Origin of the sequence: Mesorhizobium sp. B2-3-5 (assembly GCF_006442395.1) — a bacterium.
Classification (GTDB): domain Bacteria; phylum Pseudomonadota; class Alphaproteobacteria; order Rhizobiales; family Rhizobiaceae; genus Mesorhizobium.
Window position 1 is genome coordinate 43,729 of the sequence record NZ_VFVX01000025.1, and the last position, 20,281, is coordinate 64,009.

The window sequence follows — 20,281 nt, forward strand, 5'->3', positions numbered from 1 at the left end:
CTGTTCAAAGAAGGCCGGCGATCCCATCCCACAAAAGCTTCAGTGCCACGACGGCCACGGTCGCGTAGGTGAAGGGGTAGAAGATCTCCGGCCGCATGCGCCGCACCAGCCAGGCACCTGCGATGGTCGACAGCGGCGCCAGCGGCATCAGGACGGCCGACGCTGTCAGATTGGCGGTGTCGAACTGGCCGAGCGCGAAATAGGGTATGAGCTTCAGCGCATTGGTGGCGGCAAAGAAGAGCGCGGCGGTGCCCGACAGGACCTTGGGGTCGAGCCGGATCGGCAAGGCATAGACCTGGAAGGGCGGGCCGCCGACATGGGCGACGAAACTGGTGAAGCCGGCGACCGCCCCCCATAGAGCGGCGGCCACCCGGTTGGGTTCGGCCGCATGGTCGGCGCCATGGCGAAACTGCAAATAAAGCCAGCGCAGCACGAAGATGATGGCGACGGCACCGACGATGAGCCGCACCGCCTCCTCGGTGACAAGTGCCGCCGTCAGCCAGCCGAAGCCGATGCCGATGACGGCGCCAGGCATCATGTCGACCAGCATCTTGCGGTCATAGACGCCCCACCATGTCCAGACCGAGACGATGTCCATCAGGCACAGGATCGGCAGCAGGATCGCTGCCGCCTGCACCGGCGGTATGGTCAATGCCATCAAGGGCACGCCGACGAAACCGACAGCGCCGCCGAAGCCGCCCTTGGACAGGCCGACCAGAATGACCGCCGGAATGGCGGCCGCGTAGAACCAAGGATCGAGAAGCAGGCCTGACATGGGAGGGACTGGTCTGGAGGGAGAGCGCGTCAACGCCTGAATAGCCGGAAATTTTGAGCCGGGCGACCGCAAATGCAAGTGGCGGCGCGCCGGACCGGTGCCTTATGTTTCCGACTATCCTATCGGCGAGCCGACACCAGCAGGAACATCGGCCGCTCCAGCTCTTCCATCAACTCCGGCCTTGCCGCGATCTGCGCGTCCGTCGGACGGAATTCCTCGACATGCGCGATCGTGAATCCGGCCCGGATCAGCGTGTTGAGCGTGGTGCCGATGGTACGATGGTGTTTCACGACGCCCTTGGCCAGCCAGTCGGTGTTGCGAGGGCCCTCGACCAGATACCGGTCGACAGGCCACGTCTTGCGACCTTCGGCATCGATCGACCAACCGGGATTGGTCGGAGCCATGAAGATCGGGTGTTCGGTCGAAAAGACGAAATGGCCGCCGGGCGACAGGGCCTGATGCACCGTGCTGAACAGGCGTGCAACGTCCTCGACATAGTGCAGGGCAAGCGAGCTGTAGGCCAGATCGAAGCCGTCTTGCGGCAGGCTGAGTTGGTCGAGGTCGGCCCTCGCATAGGTGATGCCGACATCCGGGCCGGCCACCCTCGCCCGGGCCAGCATCTTTTCCGACAGGTCCAGCCCCAGGACCTCCTTGGCTCCATGCTCGTGCGCCCAGCGGCAGAACCAGCCGAAGCCGCAGCCGAGGTCGACGACCCGCAAGCCGCCGACGTCAGGCAGCATCGCGCGCAGCGCCGGCCACTCGGCGGCGCCGTCCAGGCCTTCGACCGACCGGCCAAGCTGGCTGTAACCCGCGAAGAAATCCGGCTGATCGTAGATATTCTGCGCCATGTCTCCCTCGTTCTTCAGACAATCACCTGGTGGACCTGTCGCCCATTTCCACCATGGCCGTGCGGAGTCAAGACCGCGAGGCCGATGCCACCTTAGGCGGCGGCGCCGCCGGATCGGCCGTGCCTTGATGATGGCGGTGCTGGTCTCGGCCTTATCGGCGACACGATCGAGAATGCCGTCGAGGTCGCCGGTCGAGCGCACGAACAGCCGCGCGACCCTGTGGAGCTTCGAAACCGTCCACCTCGATCCCGGGGCCAGTCAGGTAAGGCGCTATGCCGGCTGCCCGGCGGACCAAAGATCGCGATCCTGACTGTCCGCCTGTTCAAAGCGGGCAGTTTGCTCTATGCCGCAATCCAACCATCTTCGCCCGGCATAGGCGAAACCCGGGATCGAAGAACCATGAATGACGCAACGCCCCCAAATCGCTGCCGCATCGTGCTGATCGCGCCGCCCGGCGTGGCGGCCGCGCGCATTGCAGCCGCATTCGAGGGCGGCGACGTCGCCTCGCTGATCCTGCCCGAAAATGGCATGGACGAAGCCTCCTTCCAGGCCCTTGCCGAACGGGTAGTGCCGGCGGCACAGGCCGCGGGCGTGGCCGTAATCATCGCCGGCGATACCCGCATCGCCGGCCGTGTCCAGGCCGACGGCATCCATGTCGAGGTCTCCAAGGCCGAACTCGCCGAGACGATCGGACATTTCCAGGCGAAGATGATGGTCGGCGCCGGCGGCGCCAAGACGCGCGACGACGCGCTCGAGCTCGGCGAAGCCAGGCCCGACTACATCTTCTTCGGCCGCTTCGGCTACGACAACAAGCCGGAGCCGCATCCGCGCAACCTGTCACTGGGTGAGTGGTGGGCGCAAATGATCCAGATCCCCTGCATCGTCATGGCCGGGTCCGATCTTGCGTCGGTCGCGACCGTGGCCGCCACCGGCGCCGAGTTCGTCGCTTTGTCGAGCGCGGTGTTCGCCGAAGGCGTCGATCCGCAAGCGGCGATCGCCGAAGCCAATGCGCTGCTCGACGAAACCGCGCCGCGCTTCGAGGATTGATGTGGCCCAGGCAAGGCTTTCCCTTCAGGCCCTGCTTGCGGCGGTCATGATCCAGGCCGCCGCCGCCGAAACGATTCCCTTGCCGCAGCCCAAGCCCGATACCGGCGCACACACCGACAAGCCGATCGAAAAGCAGCTGCCGCAGCCCGCCACCACGGCGGAGCCCGCGCCGCTGCCCTCGGCCGACAGCATCAATCCCGACCGTTTCGGGGCGAAGCCCGCGGACGCGGCCTATGGCGCCTTCCAGCGCGGGCTCTACAAGACCGCTTACAATCTGGCGCTGACGCGGGCACAGAACGGCGATCCGGCGGCACAGACGCTGGTGGCCGAGATCCTGTCGCGGGGCCTGGGTGTCCCGCTCAACGCGGCCGAAGCCGCGAAATGGTATGCGCGCGCCGCCGAGCAGGGCGTGCCGGAATCGCAGTTCCAATATGCGCTGATGCTGCTCGACGGCCGCTACGTCAAGAAGGACACGAAGGCGGCCTATGCGCTGATGCAGGCGGCCGCCGAAGCCGGCAACCAGCTGGCGCAGTTCAATTTCGCGCAGATGCTGGTGCAGCAGGATCCCGGCGATGCTGGCTTGACCAAGGCGGTCTCTTACTATGAACGCGCCGCCGCGACCGGCCTCGCCGATGCCCAATACGCCATGTCCCAGGTCTATGCCAACGGCGTCGGCGGCAAGCCGCGCGACGACGCCCAGGCAAGGCGCCTGCTGGCGCAGGCCGCGCGGCAGAACTACGATACCGCGCAGATCGATCTCGCCGCCTGGATGATCGAGGGCCGCGGCGGCCCACGCGACCTGAAGTCCGCCTTTGGCTGGACCAAGCAGGCGGCAGAGGGCGGCAATGTCGCCGCTCAGAACCGCCTGGCGAAACTCTACATGCAAGGCATCGGCACCGATCCTGACCTGGTGCTGGCCGGCGCCTGGTACATCGTCGCCCGCCGCGCCGGCCTCATCGATCCCGAGATGGACGATTTCCTGCAAGGCTTGGACGACGACCAGACCAAGCAGGCGCTGCAGAAGGCAAATCGCCTGCCCTGACGGCCCATGCAGCGCACGGCGCCGGCTCCCTGCCCGCCCGCTCCCTTGCCTCTTCGGGTGTTTTGTGGTCTTGGGAGCCCGAAATCGCTTTTCCCAGCGACCCATCCCATACCAACGGTCTGGCCGTTGGTAGCATCCCGGATCATCCCATCATGGCCAAGATCAATGGCAACGAAATCCGTCCCGGCTACGTCATCGAGCACGATGGCGGGCTCTGGGTGGCGGTCAGGACCAACACCGTCAAGCCCGGCAAGGGCGGCGCCTACAACCAGGTCGAGCTGAAGAACCTCATCAACGGCACCAAGCTCAACGAGCGCTTCCGCTCAGCCGAGACGGTCGAGCAGATCCGGCTTGATCTCAAGGATTTTTCCTTCCTCTACGAGCAGGACGACGCGCTGGTGTTCATGGACACCCAAAGCTACGAACAGCTCGAACTGAACAAGGACTTCGTCGGCGACCGCGCCGCGTTCCTGCAGGACGGCATGATGGTGACGGTGCAGCTCTACGAGGAGAGGCCGATCGGCATTTCGCTTCCCGACTATGTAACGCTGACCATCACCGAAGCCGATCCCGTGGTGAAGGGCCAGACGGCGGCATCTTCCTATAAGCCGGCGGTGCTGGAAAACGGCATCCGCGTGCTGGTGCCGCCTTTCATCGGCGCCGGCGAGCGCATCATCGTCGACACCAACGAAATCACTTACGTGCGCCGCGCCGACTGATGCATGTCGCCCAAAAGTGGCCCCGGTTTTGGGTCACCGACATGCATCAGGACAAAGTTTAAAGCGCGGCAGCAGGAAGAAACTCTATGGCACGCTCAGCCCTACTCAACGTCATGGTCCAGGCCGCAATGAAAGCCGGTCGCTCGCTGTCGCGCGACTTCGGCGAAGTCCAGAACCTGCAGGTCTCGATGAAGGGTCCGGGCGACTATGTCAGCCAGGCCGACCGTAAGGCCGAGGACATCGTTTTCGCCGAATTGTCGAAGGCACGCCCGGGCTATGGCTTCCTGATGGAAGAGCGCGGCACGGTCGCCGGCGAAGACAGCCAGCACCGCTGGATCGTCGATCCGCTCGACGGCACCACCAATTTCCTGCATGGCATTCCGCTTTTCGCCGTCTCGATCGCACTGGAACGCCAGGGCCAGATCGTTGCCGGCGTCATCTACAATCCGGCCATGGACGAGCTCTATACGACCGAACGCGGCGGCGGCGCCTTCCTGAATGACCGCCGCCTGCGCGTCGCCGGCCGCGCCAAGCTGGTCGACGCCGTCATCGGCTGTGGCGTGCCGCATCTGGGGCGCGGCCAGCACGGCAATTTCCTGATTGAATTGCGGCACGTCATGGCCGAGGTCTCCGGTGTTAGGCGCCTTGGTTCGGCATCGCTCGATCTCGCCTATGTCGCCGCCGGCCGCATGGACGGCTTCTGGGAAACCGGCCTGTCGGCCTGGGATATCGCCGCCGGCCTGCTGCTGATCCGCGAGGCGGGCGGCTTCGTCTCCGACATGGATGGCGGGCAGGACATGCTGGACAACGGTTCGGTCGTCGCCGGCAACGAGATCATCCAGCGCGCGCTGCTGAAGACGGTGAAAAAGCCGCTGCCGCCGCGTTGAAGCGCCGCAGTCGCAAAACCGCAAACAAAGCTTGAAATACTGTCCGGCGGTTTCCCAGATACGGGATGACGCAGGACATGAGATGACCAACACACCGCCGCAACCCGATATTCCGTTCATCGGACGCTGGCACTATTCGCGCGCCGAGATGATCGCCGACGGCATTGTCCACGCTGTCGGCATCGTTCTGGCGATCGCGGCCGGCTCGGCACTGCTGGCGCTGGCGGCGTCTCGGGTCGGGCCGGGCGAATACATCGCCGCCGCCTTCTATGTCGTTTCGCTGCTCACCGTTCTGTCGGTGTCGCTGACCTACAATCTGTGGCCGGTGTCCTCACCGGTCAAATGGGTCCTGCGGCGCTTCGATCACGCCGCGATATATCTTCTGATCGCCGCCACCTACACGCCTTTTCTGGCCCAGCTCGGTGGCTCGCCGCTGGCCAGCGGGATGATCGCGCTGGTCTGGATCGCGGCTGCGGCAGGCATCGCCATAAAGGTGTTTTTCCCCGGCCGCTTCGACCGGCTGGCGATCGGCTTCTATCTCGCCATCGGCTGGAGCGGCATCATCCTGGTCAAGCCACTGGTCGAAACGCTGCCGGCCACGTCGATCGTGCTCATCGCCGCCGGCGGCGTCGTCTATTCCTGCGGTGTCATTTTCTTCGCCTGGAAGGGGTTACGCTTCCACAACGCGTTGTGGCATGGCTTCGTCGTCACCGGCGCCGGCCTGCATCTGGCGGCCATGGTCGACTGTCTGGTCATCAACCGCCTTTGATCCTGGAGACCGAATTCGGTTCCCGAGCTGCAAACTTGCGCCAAGGCAATATTGCCAAGCGCCATTCAATTTGGTCACAATTCCGTTTAGAGTCGCCAACTACGTGATCGGCGGCAGCGGCATCGGAAACGGGGCACGGATGGCTTTTCTCAGATCCTTCGGCATGGGCAGGCGCTCCGACGTACTGATCTACGATCCGCATAAACTGTCGAGTCCGCAGGTTTTCCTGCTGACCATGGTCATCTTCCTTGCCATCGTAGCCTTCATCGTCGCCATCCTGACGCGGCAGGTCTCGACGGCTTTCGTCACCAATCCCGGACTCAACGGCCTGATCATCGGCGTGCTGGTGGTCGGTATCCTGCTCGCCTTCGCCCAGGTCGGGCGGCTGTTTCGCGAGGTGCGCTGGGTCAACTCCTTCCGTGCCGGCTCGGAGACGACCGAACCGGTGCTGCTGGCACCGATGAAAGCGATGATCGGCCGCTCCGCGACCATGGCCTTCTCGACCTCTTCGATGCGCACCATGCTCGATTCGATCGCAACGCGCCTCGACGAAAGCCGCGACACCTCGCGCTATCTGGTCGGCCTGCTGGTGTTCCTCGGCCTGCTCGGCACCTTCTGGGGCCTGTTGAACACGATCGGGTCGATCCGCGAGACCATCGAATCGCTCGATCCCGGCACCGGAGACGCGGCCGCGGTGCTCGAATCCCTCAAGCAGGGGCTGTCGGCGCCGCTGGCCGGCATGGGCACGGCCTTCTCGTCCTCGCTGTTCGGCCTGTCCGGCTCGCTCGTGCTCGGCTTCCTGGACCTGCAGGCGGGCCGCGCCCAGACCCGCTTCTACACCGAGCTTGAGAACTGGCTGTCCTCGGTCACCGATCTGTCGTCCGACATCGTCGTCTCCGATCCTGCCAAGGCCGAACCTTCCGATGAAATCCGTCTGTTGTCGGAGCGGCTGCGCAGCCTGCAGGAGAATGGCGGCGGCTCCAACCCACGCGTCGCCACCGCCATGGCGAATCTCGCCGACGGCATTTCCGGCCTAGTCAAGAACATGCGCTCCGAGCAGCAGATCATGCGCGACTGGGTCGAGGCCCAGTCAGACGAGCAGAAGGCGATGCGCAACACGCTGGAAAAGATCGCCGATGCCCTGAAGAAGCCCGGGGTGCACTGACATGGCGCTCGCCAGGGGCAGGCGTACGGACCGCCGCATCGACTACTGGCCGGGCTTTGTCGACGCGCTGTCGACGCTGCTTCTGGCGATCATGTTCCTGCTCACCGTTTTCGTACTGGCGCAGTTCCTGCTCGGCCGCGAGATTTCCGGCAAGGACGCCGTGCTTAACCGCCTCAACTCACAGATCAACGAACTGACGCAGCTCCTGGCGCTGGAGCGCTCGACGACGCAGGACAAGGAGGATTCGCTGGCCAACCTGCAGGCGTCGCTTTCGGCGGCGCAGGCGGAAAAGAGCCGGCTCGAGCAGCTTTTGGCACAAGGCGCGGGAGCCGGCGACGCGGCCAACCAGCGCGCGGTCGCCCTGTCGGGCGAACTCGACAGCCAGCGCCAGATCAGTCAGCAGGCGCTGAGCCAGGTCGAGATCCTCAACCAGCAGATCGCCGCGCTCCGCAAGCAGATCGGAGCGCTGGAAGATGCGCTCAACGTCTCCGAGACCCGCGACCGCGATTCCAACACCAAGATCGCCGATCTCGGCCGCCGCCTGAACGTGGCACTGGCGCAGCGTGTTCAGGAACTGAACCGCTACCGCTCCGATTTCTTCGGGCGCCTGCGTGAAATCCTCGCCGACCGCGAAAATATCCGTATCGTCGGCGACCGCTTTGTCTTCCAGTCCGAGGTGCTGTTTCCGACCGGCTCCGAAGTGATCAACGACGCCGGCAAGGTCGAGATGAAGAAACTCGCCGACGCCATCATCGAGCTGCAGAAGGAAATCCCGCCCGAGATCAACTGGGTGCTGCGTGTCGACGGCCATACCGACAACAAGCCGCTCTCGGGTACCGGCCGCTACCGCGACAACTGGGAGCTGTCGACGGCGCGTTCGACCTCGGTGGTCAAGTTCCTGATCGAGAACGGCGTGCCGGCCAACCGGCTGGTCGCCGCCGGCTTCGGTGAATTCCAGCCACTTGACCCCGCCAATACCGACGAGGCGCGCAACAAGAACCGCCGTATTGAACTGAAGCTCACCGAACGGTGACTACTCATCACTTAAAGGTCACGCGAACTTGTTCGTCGGCTCAACTCTAGCGCGCACATTGAACCCGGCAAGGGCTGAAAAGATTATCTTTTTTTAATTACACTTCGCACCGGAGCGCTCCTAGCTTGCCGTGCAGGGCCGAGAACCGCCGGCGATGCCTCCCATCGCGACGCGACGGAACCGGACGGCCCGCGTCCGGAACGCGGAGCGGCAAGACCGCTCCCTTCCCACTTAAAAGGAGGCGCCGTCATGCGCTCTTCAGCATCTCTCAAGATTGCAACCCTCGCCGCGATTCTCATCGCCGCCCCGCTGGCGAGCGCCTATGCCGCAGGCCATCACAAGGGCGCGCTCGACGCGACCGATCCGACCGACATGACCGGCCCGCGCATCGAAGGCCTTATCGGACAGGTACAAGGTGTGCACCAGGGCATTGTGGACGCCAGGGACGCCAACAACATCACCCCTGCCGTTGCGGAACGCCTGGAAATGCGCACCGCCCGCATCAGCCAGGCGGCCGAGAGGATAGCCGCATCGGATCATGGCAGGATACCGGCGGCCCAATACCATGACCTGCTGCGCCGTCTCGACAATGTCGACCAGAGGCTGAGGGCCGATACCGGCAGCGGCTTCATGATCGGCGACCGCGCCGACGGCGGGAACTATCCGAACGGCTGAGGAATTCCCTGTCTGCAAAGGTCCAAGAGGAAGGGATCACCTGGCGCCTTCGGGACCCCAATCCCGCGGGCGTCTTTTTCCTCACCAGCCGAGCCAGACCGCGATCAGGGCGGCCACCGCCGGCACGGTCTGGATAAACAGGATCTTGCGGCCGACCGTTGCGGCGCCGTAGAGGCCTGCGATGGCCACGCACAGCAGAAAGAAAACCTTGATCTGAAAGCCGGCGGCGCCGAGGTAGAGCCCCCAGATCAGACCGGCGGCGAGAAATCCGTTGTAGAGGCCCTGATTGGCGGCAAGCACCTTCGAGGCATTGGCGAAGTCCGGCGTCAGGCGGAATGTCTTATGCCCGCGCGGTGTGTCCCAGAGCACCATTTCGAGATAAACGATGTAGACATGGATCAAGGCCACCAGCCCGACCAGTATGTTGCCGATCATATGCTTCCCCTTCCCGCGTTGCCGGCAGCATTCCATGCACGGCATAGCTTGCGCAAGGTGCACCCGCCTGACGGCATCTGAGGGTTGCCAACGCATTTGCGTTGGTGTCTTTTCGCGCCGTCCTCAACCATGGAAGCCGTCATGTCCTTTCACAAACTCGACGACCTCGGCCACAAGCTCGAAGCGCTGGAGCACGCGCTGGCGATCCTCGGCGCCGACGAAGCGACCCACATGGCCGTCGGCGGTGGTGAGAAGCGTGCCGAGGCGATGGCGGCACTTGCCGGCATGTACCACACCAGGGCGACCGCGCCGGAAATATCGGACTGGATCGCCGCGGCCGAAAGCGAGGCGCTCGACGACGAACAGCGCGCGGCGCTCGCCGAATTGCGGCGGCAGTACACCAACCTGACCTGCCTGCCGGTCGAATTCGTCGAACGCCTCACGACCGCGCGGATGCGCTGCGAGCAGCTGTGGCGCGACCTGCGCGCCAAGAACGACTGGGCAGGCTTCCAGCCGGCGCTCGAGGGCGTGGTGACACTGGTGCGCGAAGAGGCCGCCCTGCGCTCCGACGTGCTCGGCCTCGCTCCCTACGACGCCCTGATGGAGCAATACGACCCCGGCAACCGCACCGCCGACATCACCCCCGTCTTCGCCGACCTGAAAGCCTTCCTCAAAGGGTTCGTGCCGGAGGCGCTGGCGATACAGGAAGCGCGGCTGCGCAAGCATCCGCTGAAGCCGCTTTCGGGCACCTATGCGATCGACCGGCAGCGCGAACTCGGCCTTGCGATGATGGCGGCGGTCGGTTTCGACCTGACGCACGGGTCGTTGTCTGTGTCACACCATCCCTTCTGTGGCGGCGTGCCGAGCGACGTGCGCATCACCACCCGCTACAAGACATCGGATTTCCTGTCGGCTCTGATGGGCGTGCTGCACGAGACCGGTCATGCGCTCTACGAACAGAACCTGCCGAAGGCATGGTCGCACTGGCCACTCGGCAAGGCCCGCGGCATGGCCGTGCATGAAAGCCAGAGCCTGTTCGTCGAAAAGCAGATCGGTCGCAATCCTGCCTTCTGGCGCTGGGCGCTGCCGGTGGTGGAAAAGCATCTCGGCGAGGCCTGGTCGCTCGACGATCTCCTGCCGCATGTGCATCGCGTCGAGCGCGGTCTGATCCGTGTCGACGCCGACGAGGTGACATATCCCTTGCATGTCATCCTGCGCTACGAGCTTGAGCAGGAGCTGGTCTCGGGCAGGCTGGAGGTTGCCGAGCTGCCCGAAGCCTGGGACGCCAAGATGCGCGACTATCTCGGCCTCTCCACCATCGACAATCCCGCCGATGGGCCGATGCAGGACGTCCATTGGCCGGGTGCCGCCTTCGGCTACTTCCCCTCCTACACGCTGGGCGCGATGATGGCGGCGCAGCAATGGGCCGCGCTGAGGCGGGAGCATCCTTACGCCGACGACGACCTTGCGAAGGGGAATTTCGCGGCCATCAACGACTGGCGCCGCAGGAAGATTTGGTCGCAGGGGTCGCGCTGGTCGACGCCGGACCTGCTCGAACGCGCCACCGGCGAAAGCCTCAACGCCGTGTATTTCGTCAATCATCTGAAGCAGCGCTACGGCGGATAAAATCCGCCGTCGTGCCGTCCCGATCGCGCTGGCCCGCGGCGGCTGCCGTCGAACAGGAATGCAATGAGGCATCCACCGCCGGGCGACAGCCTTGCGGGATCGCCTCTACTTTTCTATCACTGGTGGTATCCGACAGTGTCATGCGAGACTTGCGGATCATGCGGGCTGGGGTGCTTTCCGGTGACATCTTCTGCGATCACACGGCTTTTCGTCTTGATTGCCTTCGCGATTTTCTGCGCGCCGGCCATGGCCGACACCGAAATCCACAAGGGCACCCCAGGCGCCTGGATCGACCGGATCGAGCTTCCCAAGGCGGACCCGCGTTTCGATAGCCAGATCAAGAACGGCATCTCCAATCTTGTGTCGGAATACCAGATCCGGCAGCGGCCTGACGGCATCGAAGCGTTCGACCATTATGCCTATAAAATAGTCGACCGCACCGGGCTCGAGCGCGGCGCCGCCATAAATTTCGAATTCGATCCGGCGACGTCGCAAGTCACCATGAACTGGCTGAACATCATTCGCGACGGCGTGGTCATCGACCGGCTGCCCGGGGCAACCTTCGACGTGTTCCGGCGCGAGAAGGATGCCGAGAAAGGCCTGTTCGACGGCTGGCTCACGACCTATGTGAATGTCGATGACGTTCGCGTCGGCGACATTATCGACTATGGCAGGACCACCGTCAGGACACCGATCGTCGGTGCGGATCTGTTTTTCCACTCGGTCGCAGTGGCCTGGGGCGAGCCCATCGCGCTCATCCGTGAGAAGGTGACGTGGCCGGCAAGTCAGCCCCTGAACATCCGCCAGAGCCGCACCGACATCCAGCCGGAAGTCAAAACCGAAGGCGCATTGAAGTCCTATACCTGGGAAAGCATCAATCCTGCGCCGGTCAAATCCGAGGACAACCTGCCGGCGGATTTTCCGACCTATCCGACAATCCAGATCTCTTCGACAGGCAAATGGCAGGACATCGTCGACGCGATGTTGCCCTACTACCGGCTCGATCAGGAATTGCCCGCCGCGTTCACATCGAAGCTTGACGACATCGCCGCCAGATACGCCAACCCGGAAGACCGGATGATCGAGGCGATGCGGCTGGTCCAGGACACCATCCGCTATGTGAGCCTGTCCATGGGCCGCGGCTCCTACATTCCCCGCAGCCCGAGCACGGTGATCGCCAGCGGCTTCGGCGATTGCAAGGACAAGGCCTTGCTTCTCGCCTCCAGCCTGCGCCGCCTCGGCGTTCAGGCCGATCCGGCCCTGACCGATCTCGACGGCGGGCTGGCACTTGGCGAGATGCTGCCGACCATGCGTGCCTTCGATCACGTCATCGTCAAGGCAACGATCAAAAGCCAGGTCTACTGGATCGACGCGACCAATTACCTGCAGGGCGGCAGGGCCGAGAATCTCGTTCCACCCGACTATGGCTTCGCCCTGCCGATTGTCGCCGGCAGCGCGCGGATGGAAAAGATGGAGCGCAAGGAGCTTTTCGAGCCGACCACCTTCGTCAGCGAGGCGTTCGACTTTCCAAAACTCAAGGGCGAAGCGCTGAAGCTGACGGTGCGCACGACCTATAGCGGCGCGGATGCCGACAGCATGCGCTACAGGCTGGTTTCGCAATCGGCCACCAAGCTCGCCGACGACTATCTCCAGTACTACAACCGGCAGTATCCAGGCATGACCAGCCTGGCGCCGTTGTCGACAAATGACGACCGCGACCGCAACATCGTCACGACGGTCGAATCCTACGAGCTTTCCGCTGGCGATCTCGATGCCGATGATCTCATCAAGAACTTCCCGCTCAAGGCCGATGTCGGCATCAGCAATCTGCCGGAGCCGGATATGGTCGGCAGGACCGGTCCAGTCTGGCTCGGCAGCCCGGTGTTCAAGCGCCATCAGTGTATCGTCCACAACCTGAAGGCGAAGTTTGTCGGCCCCGAGAAGTCCGACGACGTGATCACGCCCTTTGTCGCCTTCAAGGCGCGCTGGTCGAACGCGCCGACGGAGTTTCAGGTCGACTGGTTTCTCAAGACGATCGGGGACCGGGTTCCCGCCAAGGAGATCGGCCCTTATCTGAAGTCGCGCAGGAAGATGGCCGACAACGCCTCCTGGAGTTACAATTTCGGCTACGCCGAAACCGAGGCGAACTGAGCGTTATCGGAAACTCCTTATTCCGCCGCGCCCCTGAAAGCGCTGGCGCCGGTCTCGAACTGCAGCTTGGCCAGCCGGGCATAGATGCCGCCCTTGGCGACCAGGCTCTGGTGCGTGCCTTCCTCGACGATACGGCCGCCATCCATGACAAGTATCCTGTCGGCCTTCAGCACTGTCGCCAAACGGTGCGCGATCACGATGGTCGTGCGGCCCTGCATCAGCCGTTCCAGCGCCGTCTGCACCAGCGTCTCGCTTTCAGCGTCGAGCGCCGAGGTGGCTTCGTCAAGCAGCAGGATCGGCGCGTCGCGCAGGATGGCGCGCGCGATCGCCACACGCTGGCGCTGGCCGCCGGACAGCGTCACGCCGCGCTCGCCGACCTGGCTGTCATAGCCGTTCTCGAGCTTGAGGATGAATTCGTCGGCAAGCGCGTCCTTGGCCGCCGCCTCGATCGCGGCCTCGCTGGCGCCCGGCCGGCCGAAGCCGATATTGTCGCGGGCGCTCGCCGCGAAGATGGTGACATCCTGCGGCACGATGGCGATGCGCTCGCGCACCGCAACCGGATCGGCCTCGCGCACGTCGACGCCATCGATCAGGACCTTGCCGGTTTCGGGATCGTAGAAGCGCAGGATCAGTGAAAACACCGTGCTCTTGCCGGCCCCGGACGGACCGACGATGGCCACCTTTTCGCCGGGCCTGACTGAAAAACTCAGGCCATGGACGGCGGCGCGGTCGGGCCTCGCCGGATAGGAGAAGGAGACGTCGTCGAAGACGATCGCGCCCTTGGCGACCGCCGGCAGCGGCTTCGGCTCGGCCGGCGCCTTGATGGCCGGCTTCTCGGCCAGGATCTCGGTCAGCCGCTCGGCCGCGCCCGCCGCTTGCGCAAGTTCGCCCCAGACCTCCGACAGCGCGCCGAGCGCGCCGGCGGCGAACACCGAATAAAGCAGGAACTGCCCGAGCGTGCCCGGCGACAGATTGCCTTCGAGCACGTCGCGCGAACCGAACCACAGCACCGCCACGACGGACGAGAAGATGGTGAAAATGGCGAAGAAGGTGAGGAACGAGCGCGCGAAGATCGAGGCGCGCGCCGCATCGAACGCAGCCTCCACCGCGCCGAAGAAGCGCCCGGTGACCAGATTTTCGTTGGTGAAGGCTTGCAGGGTACGCACCGCGCCGATCTGCTCGCTGGCATAGGCTGTAGCGTCCGCAAGCGTGTCCTGCGCCTGCCGCGACTTGCGCCGTACCGAGCGGCCGAAGGCGACCAGCGGCAGCACGATGATGGGAATGGCTGCTATGACAAGGCCGGATAGTTTCGGGCTGGTGACCACCATCATTCCCACAGCGCCAAGGCCCAGGATGACGTTGCGCAGCGCGACCGACGCGGTTGCGCCGACCGCCGATTTGACCTGTGTCGTGTCGGCCGCGAGCCGCGACACGATCTCGCCCGACTGCGCGGTGTCGAAGAAGGCCGGCGACAACGTCGTGACATGGGCAAAGACATCACGCCTGATATCGGCAACGACGCGCTCGCCGAGCGTGATGACGAAATAGTAGCGGCCGGCCGATGCCGCCGCCAGGACCGCGGCCATCGCCACCAATGCGGCGAAATATTCAGCGATGAAGGTGGTGCTGGACGAGGAGAAACCGTGATCGATCATCCGCCTTACCGCCAGCGGCAGCGTCAATGTCGTTGCCGCCGCGATGACCAGCGAGATGACGGCGCCGACGACCAGCGTGCGATAGTGCCCGATATAGGGGAACAGGCGCCGGAGCGGCTTGAGTGAGCGTCTGCGCTCCTCTGCGCTGCTGGTTTGCGCCATACCGGTGTTTCCTCTAGCCGCCTTATGATCCATGCGCTTCAATATGCGCTTGCCGCGGCCTTGTGATTCAATTTCGGCTGATGTATAGGCACGCCGACCGTTTTAGAAGCCGTCGCTCCTCAATAGCTGCGGCTTCGAGTTTTAAAAAGGGGCGCATCGACGCAGGCTTATGCCCGTCCGCCGCGCCGGCAAGCCAGGAACAGAGCCATGAAGACCGCTATCCATCCCGACTACCACACCATCAAGGTCGTCATGACCGACGGCACCGAATACATGACCCGTTCGACCTGGGGCAAGGAAGGCGATACGATGAACCTCGATATCGACCCGACCACCCACCCGGCCTGGACCGGCGGCCAGCAGACCCTGCTCGACCGCGGCGGCCGTCTGTCGAAGTTCAAGAAGCGCTTCGAAGGTTTCGGCCTCTAAGCCAGTTGTGCTTGCAGAATTCGAAAAGCCCGCCCTCGTGGCGGGTTTTTTGTTGCGCAGAACCATCTCCCTTCTCCCCGTATAGGGACGGGGAGAGGGGCGCCGTCCCTGGCGGTTTCGCCCACTGTTAACGCGATAGGAAGCTCAACTATTCGCCCAGCAATTCCCTGAGCGCCATGCGTTTGTAGACCGCGACCAGCCTGTCACCCTCCTCGCGGTCGACGGAGATCGCCAGCCGCATCGCGGCCTCGCCCATCTGCCAGACGAGGAACGCCGTGGTCTCCAGCGAGACAGGGTCGGCGCCGGGACGCAACCGCTTCAGCACCGCGACGAGGAATGCGGCATTGGCGCGGCTGTCGGCGAGTTCGAGCTGGCGCAGCGCCTTGTCGGCCTGCGTGCCCGACCAGATGTCGCGCATCACAGGCTCGGCCAGGAACAGCCGATAATAAATATCGACCAACTCCGAAAATGCCCGTCGTAACCCTTCGGCGTCACTGACGTCGGCGAGTGTCGCCGAGATGCAGGCCTGGCTTTCGGCGGTGTAGCGCTCGGCCAGCGCCCAGACGATCGCCCTCTTGTCTGGAAAGAACTGGTAGAGCGAGCCGATCGATACCCCTGCCCGTTCGGCCACTTCACCCATGCGCATGGCATCGCTGCCCTGCTCGGCAATCAACGCCGAGGCGGCCGCCAGCATGCGCTCGACCCGCTCGCGGCTGCGCTGCTGGGTCGGCGCCCGGCGCGGTGAAGCGACCTGTTCGTTGGCCGGTATGCCTTCCATGACTGCCTCCACAAACGCGTCCGGCAAAATCTGCGGGAAAACGGCTTGACTTGGAAAATACGAGGGTTTATCACGTTTTGCAAACGTGAGGATTATTCATATTCCGAAGCTCGAATGTGCGACGGCCGCAGCTCGCCAATGGCGTCCAGTGCGTGCTTAGCCGGGCACCGAAGGATTCTTTCAGAATACCCGATCGAAACGCCGCCACCCCAATCTGGAGCAACTGACATGATCGCGAAGTTTCTTCCCACCCTCACCTTCATCGCCGCGATCGGCGCCGGCGTCGTCGGCGGTGTGTTCTTCGCCTTTTCCAATTTCGTCATGCCGGCGCTCGCCCGCCTCCCGGCGGCGGATGGCATTGCCGCAATGAATTCGATCAACATCACCGTCATCACACCGACTTTCATGACGGCACTCTTCGGCACCGGACTGGTCTGCCTCGTGCTCATTGCCGGCGCGACCGTCGGCTGGAGCCAGCCGGGCTCGTTCTGGCTTGTCGCCGGTGCCCTGATCTATCTCGTCGGCAACCCGATCGTGACCATGGTCTTCAACGTGCCGCTCAACGATGCACTCGCCGCCGTCGATCCAGCCAGCAGCAATGGCGCGGCCGTATGGACCGGCTATCTCAGGGACTGGGTGATGTGGAACCACGTCCGCGCCATCACTGCCATCGTGGCGTTGGGCTGCTTCATCTTCGCGTGGCGGTGAGGGCAGAAAAGGTATGATGAGATTCAGGTCAGGCCGGCATCACCTGAATATCAACGCACCTTAAGTGGGGTCTTTTGACTTGTGGCCCTTGCGATCGGAATGGCCGAGATCGCGGTCGGGGTCGATGACGTCGCGCACCAGTTGCTTCAGCTTCGCCGCATCGGGAAAGCCGCCGTCGCGCTTGCGGTCCCAGACCAGCACCTCGTTACAGGAGATGGTGAAGATGCCGCCGGTGCCGGGCACCAGCGTCACTTCGCCGAGATCGGTACCGAAGGTGGAGAGCAGCTCCTGCGCCATCCAGCCGGCGCGCAGCAGCCACTGGCACTGCGTGCAATAGGTGATGCGGATGGCGGGCAACGGCCTCTCGCTCATCCCAGGTTGAGCTCCGCTCATACCTGGTCGCTCACGCCGCGCTGAGCTTGGCCAAGGTCTCGTCGTCGACTTCGAAGTTGGCGTACACGCTTTGCACGTCGTCGTCGTCCTCGAGCGTGGCAACCAGCTTCATAAGCGACTGGGCGCGCTCCTCGTCGACCGGAACATTGTTCTGCGGCTGCCAGATCGGCTTCACCGATTCAGCCTCGCCGAGCGAAGCTTCCAGCGCCTTCGACACTTCGCCGAGATTTTCGAAGGAGCAATAGATGGTGTGGCCTTCCTCGTCCGATTCGACATCATCGGCGCCGGCCTCGATTGCCGCCTCCATGACCTTGTCGGCACTGCCGACGGAGGCCGGATAATAGATCTCGCCGACCCGGTTCCACATGAATGACACCGAACCGGTTTCGCCAAGCGCCCCACCAGCCTTGGTGAAGGCCGCACGGACATTAGAGGCCGAACGGTTGCGGTTGTCGGTCAGTGCCTCGACGATCAGCGCCACGCCGCCGGGACCATAACCTTCATAGCGCACGGCTTCGTAGTTTTCGGCATCGCCCATCGACGCCTTGTTGATGGCGCGCTGGATGTTGTCCTTCGGCATCGACACAGCCTTGGCGTTCTGGACGGCAAGGCGCAGGCGCGGGTTCATCGAAGGATCGGGCGTGCCGGTCTTGGCGGCGACGGTGATTTCGCGCGCCAGCTTGGAAAACATTTTCGACCGCACCGCGTCCTGACGGCCCTTGCGGTGCATGATGTTCTTGAACTGTGAATGGCCAGCCATGGCACCCCTGTCGTGTTCGGCTAGAGCATCCTGCCGCGAGATGCGTCACCTCGCCTTTTGCAAAATGCTCGAATTCAAAATTTCAGAACGTCCCTGATGCGTCCGGAGGACGTACGGCGCTCTTTCTCGGAATGGCCGGCTTATAGATAAATCGGCTCAATTCGTCCAGCCGCGCCGTGCGGCTGGGCTGTGAACGCGCGGCATTCCCCCAGTCCCGGCGATTTTCCAGCGGCGTTCAGCCTTCCAGATCCGATTTCAGCCGATCGATGATGCTGAGCGCATGGCCGGCATACTGGCTGATCCAGCGATCATGTATCTGCTTGATCGGCAGCGCGTTGAGATGGTTCCAGCGCTCGCGGCCCTCCCGGCGCGCCACGATCAGGTCCGCGTCCTCCAGCACTTTGAGATGCAGCATGACGGTGCAGCGGTCGATGTCGGGGAAGGCATCGCACAGCATGCCGGTTGTCTTCGGTTCTTCCTTCAGCTGATCGAGCATTTCACGCCGGCGCGGATGCGCCAGCGCCTTGAAAATATTGTCGTCTTGCGATCGGCTTGACATGTTATCTTTCTATAACATATCGTCGGGTCGATCAAGGAAGGAGCTGTGGATATGTCCCTTGGGTTCAAGGTTTCCGGCCGCATCGGCAGGCCGGTCGCTGAAGTTTTCGACGCTGTCGTCAATCCGAAGAAGCTGAGCGGCTATTTCACCACTATCGGCGGCGCCAGCGCGCCGTTGGAAGCCGGTGTCAGCGTCGTCTGGTGGGGGAAGGTGCCGGTCGAGGTCGACGAGGTGGCCAAGGACAGCCGCATCGTCCTGCGTTGGGACGCCACGGATACGGACGGGAAGCCGGCCTACAAGACACGCATCGAGATGAATTTCGAGCCGCTGGACGATGGCGGCACTTTCGTCACCATCGCCGAGAGTGGCTGGCAGGAGGGCGCGGTCGGCCTGAAGAAATCCTACCTCAATTGCGAGGGCTGGTCGCAGATGTTGGCCTGCATGAAGGCCTATGTCGAATACGGCATCAACCTGCGCGACGGCTATTACCGCAGCGAGATGAAGGGCGAACCCGCCAACGAGGCCAATATTTGAGCAACGACAGGAAAGAGGGAGACCCGCGATAACGAAAGTCACGCCATTCCTGATGTTCGAGGGCAAGGCCGAAGAGGCAATGACCCTTTATTGCGAGACCATCCCCGACAGCAGGATCCTCGACGTCACACGTTACGGTTCCGGTGAAGACGGCCCGGAAGGAAAGCTCAAACTGGCGCGCGTTTCCATCAGCGGCCTGGAGGTGGCGGTCTACAACAGCCCGGTTCACCACGCTTTCACCTTCACGCCATCGGTCTCGTTCCATGTCGACTGCTCCTCCGAGGAGGAACTGGAGCGCATCGTCGAAACCCTGGCGAAGGAAGGCGGGTTCCTGATGCCGCCAGACAATTACGGTTTCAGCCGCCGCTTCGCCTGGCTGAACGACCGGTTCGGCGTCTCCTGGCAGATCAACGTGCCATGACGGAACTCCAGCTCGACGAAGCGCCGCTGCTGAGCCAGGCCGAAGTCCGGCTGGAACTTTTCACGTCGGATTTTCCAGCCGCCGCCGGGCATCTCGCCGAGGCCGGGGTCGTACGCTGCGACGGCGTCGAACCCGTTGGATGAGGGTTTCCTTGGTGGCTGGATCACCAATCCGGCCAACATCATTCACATGGTGCGGGAATCCGACGCCTGGTGAACTCTGCTCGTAAAAGGGAGAAAGAAATGGAAATCCGTGAAGCACCGACAGCTGAAGCCGGCATGCTGATCCGGCGGCCGGTCTCCGACGTGTTCGAAGCCATCGTCGATCCGGCCATCACCACCAAATTCTGGTTCACCCATGGCAGCGGGCGGCTCGACGGCGGCAAGCCGGTTCAGTGGGAATGGCGCATGTATGGCGTCTCGACGACCGTGAATGTCAGCGAGATCGTCACGGACAAGAAAATCGTCATGATCTGGAGCGATCCGCCGACCACGGTGGTCTGGACCTTCACCGAAATGCCCGACGAGACGACCTTCCTCGAAGTGCGCAATTTCGGCTTCGCCGGTAATGGTGACGAGCAGGTGAAAGCAGCCGTCGGCTCGACCGACGGCTTCGCACTCGTGCTCGCCGGCGCCAAGGCATGGCTAGAGCAAGGCTTGATGCTCGACCTGATCGGCGACCGTCATCCAAGAGGCGTTCCGACGGGCTAA

General features: G+C 63.5%; 23 protein-coding genes and 1 pseudogene. 16 read left to right on the forward strand and 8 right to left on the reverse strand.

What is annotated here, in order from left to right:
* Positions 1–4: 4 nt before the first annotated feature.
* Positions 5–775 carry a sulfite exporter TauE/SafE family protein gene (locus FJ958_RS23400; protein WP_140745868.1) on the reverse strand — a complete coding sequence of 257 codons (771 nt, stop codon included), beginning with the start codon at positions 773–775 and terminating at the stop codon, positions 5–7.
* Between the two features lie 119 nt (positions 776–894).
* Positions 895–1,623 (reverse strand): class I SAM-dependent methyltransferase, encoded by a 729-nt coding sequence (locus FJ958_RS23405; protein WP_140745870.1) that lies wholly within the window; start codon positions 1,621–1,623, stop codon positions 895–897.
* A gap of 399 nt (positions 1,624–2,022) precedes the next feature.
* Here FJ958_RS23405 and FJ958_RS23415 point away from each other — a divergent pair, with 399 nt between their 5' ends.
* The 8 genes from FJ958_RS23415 (at position 2,023) to FJ958_RS23450 (ending at position 8,960) form a co-directional block, all read left to right on the forward strand.
* Complete coding sequence (locus FJ958_RS23415; RefSeq protein WP_140745872.1) at positions 2,023–2,670, forward strand: thiamine phosphate synthase; 648 nt, start codon at positions 2,023–2,025, stop codon at positions 2,668–2,670.
* Between the two features lies 1 nt (position 2,671).
* Complete coding sequence (locus FJ958_RS23420) at positions 2,672–3,712, forward strand: tetratricopeptide repeat protein (RefSeq protein ID WP_140745873.1); 1,041 nt, start codon at positions 2,672–2,674, stop codon at positions 3,710–3,712.
* A gap of 152 nt (positions 3,713–3,864) precedes the next feature.
* Entirely contained in the window at positions 3,865–4,431 is a 567-nt protein-coding gene (efp, locus tag FJ958_RS23425) for an elongation factor P (protein ID WP_019861758.1), read from the forward strand.
* Between the two features lie 86 nt (positions 4,432–4,517).
* The gene (locus FJ958_RS23430) at positions 4,518–5,318 is read left to right on the forward strand and encodes an inositol monophosphatase family protein (RefSeq protein WP_140608328.1); all 801 of its coding nucleotides are present in this window, start codon (positions 4,518–4,520) and stop codon (positions 5,316–5,318) included.
* Positions 5,319–5,400: 82 nt separating this feature from the next.
* On the forward strand, positions 5,401–6,087 hold the full coding sequence (locus tag FJ958_RS23435) for a hemolysin III family protein (protein ID WP_140745875.1): 687 nt from the start codon (positions 5,401–5,403) through the stop codon (positions 6,085–6,087).
* A gap of 139 nt (positions 6,088–6,226) precedes the next feature.
* Positions 6,227–7,252 carry a MotA/TolQ/ExbB proton channel family protein gene (locus tag FJ958_RS23440; RefSeq protein ID WP_140745877.1) on the forward strand — a complete coding sequence of 342 codons (1,026 nt, stop codon included), beginning with the start codon at positions 6,227–6,229 and terminating at the stop codon, positions 7,250–7,252.
* A gap of 1 nt (position 7,253) precedes the next feature.
* Entirely contained in the window at positions 7,254–8,285 is a 1,032-nt protein-coding gene (locus FJ958_RS23445; protein ID WP_140608334.1) for a peptidoglycan -binding protein, read from the forward strand.
* A gap of 249 nt (positions 8,286–8,534) precedes the next feature.
* Positions 8,535–8,960 carry a hypothetical protein gene (locus FJ958_RS23450; protein WP_140745879.1) on the forward strand — a complete coding sequence of 142 codons (426 nt, stop codon included), beginning with the start codon at positions 8,535–8,537 and terminating at the stop codon, positions 8,958–8,960.
* 81 nt (positions 8,961–9,041) lie between these two features.
* On the opposite strand, the gene FJ958_RS23455 is transcribed toward FJ958_RS23450, so the two are convergent.
* On the reverse strand, positions 9,042–9,395 hold the full coding sequence (locus FJ958_RS23455; RefSeq protein WP_140745881.1) for a DUF1304 domain-containing protein: 354 nt from the start codon (positions 9,393–9,395) through the stop codon (positions 9,042–9,044).
* Positions 9,396–9,536: 141 nt separating this feature from the next.
* On the opposite strand from FJ958_RS23455, the gene FJ958_RS23460 reads away from it, so the two are divergent.
* Both FJ958_RS23460 and FJ958_RS23465 read left to right on the forward strand, forming a co-directional pair.
* Positions 9,537–11,021: a carboxypeptidase M32 gene (locus tag FJ958_RS23460; RefSeq protein WP_140745883.1), complete on the forward strand. Its 1,485-nt coding sequence runs from the start codon at positions 9,537–9,539 to the stop codon at positions 11,019–11,021.
* Between the two features lie 246 nt (positions 11,022–11,267).
* A complete protein-coding gene (locus FJ958_RS23465; RefSeq protein ID WP_181176489.1) occupies positions 11,268–13,172 on the forward strand; it encodes a DUF3857 domain-containing protein in 1,905 nt (634 codons plus the stop codon).
* A gap of 17 nt (positions 13,173–13,189) precedes the next feature.
* Here FJ958_RS23465 and FJ958_RS23470 read toward each other — a convergent pair whose 3' ends face one another.
* On the reverse strand, positions 13,190–14,989 hold the full coding sequence (locus tag FJ958_RS23470) for an ABC transporter transmembrane domain-containing protein (protein ID WP_140745887.1): 1,800 nt from the start codon (positions 14,987–14,989) through the stop codon (positions 13,190–13,192).
* A gap of 207 nt (positions 14,990–15,196) precedes the next feature.
* On the opposite strand from FJ958_RS23470, the gene rpmE reads away from it, so the two are divergent.
* The gene (rpmE, locus tag FJ958_RS23475) at positions 15,197–15,418 is read left to right on the forward strand and encodes a 50S ribosomal protein L31 (RefSeq protein ID WP_140608344.1); all 222 of its coding nucleotides are present in this window, start codon (positions 15,197–15,199) and stop codon (positions 15,416–15,418) included.
* A gap of 148 nt (positions 15,419–15,566) precedes the next feature.
* Here the strand turns inward: rpmE and FJ958_RS23480 are convergent, their stop codons facing one another.
* Positions 15,567–16,196 (reverse strand): TetR/AcrR family transcriptional regulator, encoded by a 630-nt coding sequence (locus FJ958_RS23480; protein WP_140745889.1) that lies wholly within the window; start codon positions 16,194–16,196, stop codon positions 15,567–15,569.
* A gap of 228 nt (positions 16,197–16,424) precedes the next feature.
* On the opposite strand from FJ958_RS23480, the gene FJ958_RS23485 reads away from it, so the two are divergent.
* Positions 16,425–16,904 (forward strand): DUF1772 domain-containing protein, encoded by a 480-nt coding sequence (locus FJ958_RS23485; protein ID WP_181176490.1) that lies wholly within the window; start codon positions 16,425–16,427, stop codon positions 16,902–16,904.
* A gap of 60 nt (positions 16,905–16,964) precedes the next feature.
* On the opposite strand, the gene FJ958_RS23490 is transcribed toward FJ958_RS23485, so the two are convergent.
* From FJ958_RS23490 to FJ958_RS23500, 3 genes are all read right to left on the reverse strand, one after another.
* Positions 16,965–17,276 (reverse strand): SelT/SelW/SelH family protein, encoded by a 312-nt coding sequence (locus tag FJ958_RS23490; RefSeq protein ID WP_140745891.1) that lies wholly within the window; start codon positions 17,274–17,276, stop codon positions 16,965–16,967.
* A 31-nt stretch (positions 17,277–17,307) separates the two neighbouring features.
* Positions 17,308–18,057, reverse strand: a complete 750-nt coding sequence (locus FJ958_RS23495) for a YebC/PmpR family DNA-binding transcriptional regulator (RefSeq protein ID WP_140745893.1) — start codon at positions 18,055–18,057, stop codon at positions 17,308–17,310.
* A gap of 235 nt (positions 18,058–18,292) precedes the next feature.
* On the reverse strand, positions 18,293–18,616 hold the full coding sequence (locus FJ958_RS23500) for a helix-turn-helix domain-containing protein (protein ID WP_140745895.1): 324 nt from the start codon (positions 18,614–18,616) through the stop codon (positions 18,293–18,295).
* A 51-nt stretch (positions 18,617–18,667) separates the two neighbouring features.
* Between FJ958_RS23500 and FJ958_RS23505 the strand changes: the two genes are divergently transcribed.
* The 4 genes and pseudogenes from FJ958_RS23505 (at position 18,668) to FJ958_RS23520 (ending at position 20,281) form a co-directional block, all read left to right on the forward strand.
* Positions 18,668–19,150, forward strand: a complete 483-nt coding sequence (locus tag FJ958_RS23505; RefSeq protein WP_140745896.1) for an SRPBCC domain-containing protein — start codon at positions 18,668–18,670, stop codon at positions 19,148–19,150.
* A 28-nt stretch (positions 19,151–19,178) separates the two neighbouring features.
* Entirely contained in the window at positions 19,179–19,571 is a 393-nt protein-coding gene (locus FJ958_RS23510) for a VOC family protein (RefSeq protein WP_140745898.1), read from the forward strand.
* Between the two features lie 5 nt (positions 19,572–19,576).
* Positions 19,577–19,787, forward strand: a pseudogene (locus tag FJ958_RS23515) (hypothetical protein); the annotation flags it as partial.
* Between the two features lie 26 nt (positions 19,788–19,813).
* The gene (locus FJ958_RS23520; protein ID WP_140745900.1) at positions 19,814–20,281 is read left to right on the forward strand and encodes an SRPBCC family protein; all 468 of its coding nucleotides are present in this window, start codon (positions 19,814–19,816) and stop codon (positions 20,279–20,281) included.